This window comes from Roseovarius salincola, from assembly GCF_026891095.1.
In the GTDB taxonomy this organism is placed as follows: Bacteria; Pseudomonadota; Alphaproteobacteria; order Rhodobacterales; family Rhodobacteraceae; genus Roseovarius; species Roseovarius salincola.
This window is the reverse complement of sequence record NZ_JAPTNL010000044.1, coordinates 1-3,288: the sequence shown is the minus strand read 5'-3', so window position 1 is coordinate 3,288 and position 3,288 is coordinate 1. Positions and strand designations below refer to the sequence as shown.

Annotated in this window: 5 protein-coding genes; all 5 read left to right on the top strand. The window is 59.9% G+C overall.

Annotated elements, in window-relative coordinates; all coding sequences use genetic code 11:
• Positions 1-116: 116 nt before the first annotated feature.
• The 5 genes from N5A93_RS19360 to N5A93_RS19340 all read left to right on the top strand — a co-directional run bounded on the left by N5A93_RS19360 (position 117) and on the right by N5A93_RS19340 (position 3,253).
• Positions 117-1,121: a hypothetical protein gene (locus N5A93_RS19360; RefSeq protein ID WP_268956737.1), complete on the top strand. Its 1,005-nt coding sequence runs from the start codon at positions 117-119 to the stop codon at positions 1,119-1,121.
• Between the two features lie 510 nt (positions 1,122-1,631).
• Positions 1,632-2,240, top strand: coding sequence for an RNA polymerase sigma factor (locus tag N5A93_RS19355; RefSeq protein WP_268956736.1), 609 nt, complete (start codon positions 1,632-1,634; stop codon positions 2,238-2,240).
• 79 nt (positions 2,241-2,319) lie between these two features.
• The gene (locus tag N5A93_RS19350) at positions 2,320-2,505 is read left to right on the top strand and encodes a hypothetical protein (protein WP_268956735.1); all 186 of its coding nucleotides are present in this window, start codon (positions 2,320-2,322) and stop codon (positions 2,503-2,505) included.
• A complete protein-coding gene (locus N5A93_RS19345; protein WP_268956734.1) occupies positions 2,492-2,677 on the top strand; it encodes a helix-turn-helix transcriptional regulator in 186 nt (61 codons plus the stop codon). Before N5A93_RS19350 ends, N5A93_RS19345 begins: the two co-directional genes overlap by 14 nt.
• A gap of 54 nt (positions 2,678-2,731) precedes the next feature.
• Positions 2,732-3,253 carry a bifunctional DNA primase/polymerase gene (locus tag N5A93_RS19340; RefSeq protein WP_268956733.1) on the top strand — a complete coding sequence of 174 codons (522 nt, stop codon included), beginning with the start codon at positions 2,732-2,734 and terminating at the stop codon, positions 3,251-3,253.
• Positions 3,254-3,288 lie beyond the last annotated feature (35 nt).

Sequence of the window (3,288 nt, the reverse complement as noted above, 5' to 3'; positions counted from 1 at the left end):
ATAGGCGTATCGTTCCTCTTGGAAGTTCTGGCAGGCTTGATCACCCGCCACGATACGCCGCCTTCTCAAACCCCGTCACCCAGTTTCCCGCATAGCTCCTCGCGCATTGGGGGCTGATGGATGAATTGCGCCCGTTGAGCGAAGACGAAAAAGCCCGCTGGTTTCAATTCCTCCTCTCGCTCTACGATCTTCCGGGTGATGAGGTGAGTGGCAACTTCTTCAGCGCCGCCGGCATTGACCCCGAACGCCTCGTACAAGGTGGAATTCTGAAACGGAAACCCCGGCAGGCGGTGGTGTTGATTGATGACGATGATGATGGGGTCGTCGAAGGCGAACTTGTGACCGGGCCGAAAAAAGGCACCGTGAAGGAGCAGGGGGGCTTCGGTGACGAACGAGGGGTCGTTCGCGACGCGAATGCTCTCGTCTACAAGATCGACCGCCGTTGGCTGGCGGAAGAAGTTCTTAAACTCGTGAGCGTTGCTCTCGATGCATCGGCCATCGACATCGAAACCGATCATTTGACCAGTCTCGGAACCCTGGTGCTGAAGGGTGAAACAATCCCAGTGTATCTTGTTCGCGAACTCGGAGATAGCAAGGTGCTGAACGACCTCGATATCGCGTTTCGCCAGAAGCATAAGTTGGGTCCGGGTGTTGTGCTTTCTGTCAGCGAAAATGCGCCCAGATATCTGGGCCCGAACGTGGTTATTGGGCTTTCGAGTATTCTGATGCCTGGGGACGATGCGGTGGCGATCGATTTACAGGAGCTGCAACGTCAGTTTCATGGCGGTCGTAGTTTGGTTGCGAGCGCCCAAGTGGCACAGGTCATCCGCCATGGAGCGCATGCCGGCACGCTTGTCATACCGGGTGCCGATGCACTCAATTTGACAACAGCCTATCAAGTTCAGTTTTTCGAAAAACTCGTTACCGCGGCGACGAACGGAACAGGCGAAGTGTCCACAAAGTTCCTCATGGAGGGAATGGGGTCGGATCACCCGAAGAATCTGTTTTCGCCAAAGGTGCGGGACTTGGTCGTAGGGACATACATCCAACACGGATCCAGTAACCGCTACTGGCGCTTGAGGTCAGGTGTTCCCGACCTGCTTACCGAAAGGAAGAGCTGATCTAGAGTTCATCTAGAGTTTGCTCTGGGACTGGCTAGAAGTAGCCGCCGTATTTGTTTGCCACCTTTCATCAGGAGGCGACAAATGCCGAACGACACAAACTTCAAGAGATCTTCGAGCGAACTAGGCGACAGTGCCGACTGGCGTTGCACCTGCTGTGGCAAGCTGCTCGGGCGCCGCCATGGCGCGGTGGTTCTGGTACAATTTGCCCGTGGTCACCGCTATCGCGTTTCCCGCCCGGCTTCAGCGGTCTGCCGCGGCTGTGGCACTCTCAACGAAACCTGACACGCACCCAAACAGGCAGCCATTGGCTGCATGTTCATCCATTTTTTCCAACCCAAGAGGCGCGCGACGCCCTGACCTGGCCACGATGAGGCGCCTGACGCCTGGCCGTAAGGCAGGCGTCACGTGTCCAGACATTGGCACGAGGTTCACGCGCACCTCATCAATCGAACAACGCGCGCAAGCTTTCGACAGCACTACCGCGAAATGAAAAGGCGACAGCCGAGCTTGGCGCGGCTTGCAGATCCCGGCGCGGTGCTTGCGTTTCTGCATGACAAGACGCGGGACGGGGAGCACAAGAATGCGCTTCTTCGCGCGCTTGTGTTTGAGGCGCAATCCGAAAATAGCGACGCCGATACGGCGACAAGCCTCGTGATCGTGGCCCTGTGGCCGGGGCTTGACGCGCGGCGTAAACGGTTGTTGCGACATTTTCAGGATGGTCCGGATGTTCTGGGAGGCGAACTGGTCGGGCGCCTGTCACAGGCCGTTGCCACGACCAATCTCGATCGGGTGACATGGATCGCCGCGACATTGCTGCGCAACATCGAACGCGACATCATGCGGGATCTGGCGCGGCAGGCAGATGTTGTGTCTGAGGTACCTGTCGAAGAGTGCCCCGACCTCCTTCATGGGGCGACAAATCGCGGCCGTGGCGTTCTGAAAACACTCCGGGCCGAGATCGGGTCAGACGCTGATCTGGTCATGGCTGTTGCGGCCTTCGGGTTCAGCCAGAGAGAAGCGGCACGGGCGTTGGGGCTGTCCTACGAGGCTGCACGCAAACGCTATCAGCGCGCCATTTCCAGGTTGTCCGAAAAATTCGGGCCCCTCGATGACTGAGCTGTCCCAATCCTGCGTCCCGGTCGGCTTTCCCCTGCAGGTGTCGCAACTCCGCGGCGCCGGAATGCAGGAGATCATCATGACGCAAGCGTGCGATGCAGATTACCAGAAGATCCCCGGGCTGTTCAGGCTTTGGGATCTGCAGTTCGTCTTCAACCGCAGGGACGACTACCAGGTCCATTATGTCGAACAGACCGCTGATGGCACGGCCCTCTTCGCGGTCTATCGCCGCAAACCGGGGGAGGGCGAGCATGACCTCGGTTGAAACCTACATCACGCAACGCGATCTGGAGGCGCGCTGGAAGGTCAGCGGCCGGACGCTCGAGCGCTGGCGTGCCGAGCGCTATGGGCCGGCCTGGGTCACCCTTGGAGGCTCGATCCGCTACTCCCTAACGGATGTGCTGGCGTGGGAAGCCGCGCACCGCCGCGAGCCGTAACGGATGTGCGCGGGCGCCAAGAGCCACGCGCGTGACAAGGAGACAGACACAAGGGTGGCCAGTGGCCGCCCCGAACGTGCTGGACACATCACCTATATGGAGGCGGCGGAGCGCCTCGTCGACAACGGGTTCGCACCCCTGCCTATCGTACCGGGTCAGAAGCGCCCGGCGCCAAAGCGTTGGTCGAGCATCGCCCTCTCGCCTGATCGTATAGCCGACTGGACACATCGCTATCCCGATCATGGCGTCGGGTTGCGTACCGGCCATCTGGTTGGGCTCGACATCGACGAGATGGATCCCGACAGAGCACATGAAATTGCGCAGCTTGCCGGCAAGCGGCTCTGCGAGACACTGGTGCGCGTCGGGCAATGGCCCAAGCGACTGTTGTTGTACAGAACGGCAGCCCCGTTCGCGAAGATGAAGGCCGGCAAGGTCGAGGTGCTGGGCGCCGGTCAGCAATTCGTGGCGTTTGGCCTGCACAGCATGACGCGACGCCCATATGCTTGGCCGACTGAGAACGGCGGTGCGAAAGTCGGCCACGGTAGCGGCGGGATGAGCCTGCTGCGGGCGGCGTAAAAGTCGTCCACCTTTACCCTTTCTGGCGACAGGGA

Coding starts and splice junctions, on each gene's coding strand:
- N5A93_RS19345 (WP_268956734.1), top strand. CDS start 2,492: ATGACCTCGGTTGAAACCTACATCACGCAACGCGATCTGGAGGCGCGC.
- N5A93_RS19350 (WP_268956735.1), top strand. CDS start 2,320: ATGACGCAAGCGTGCGATGCAGATTACCAGAAGATCCCCGGGCTGTTC.
- N5A93_RS19360 (WP_268956737.1), top strand. CDS start 117: ATGGATGAATTGCGCCCGTTGAGCGAAGACGAAAAAGCCCGCTGGTTT.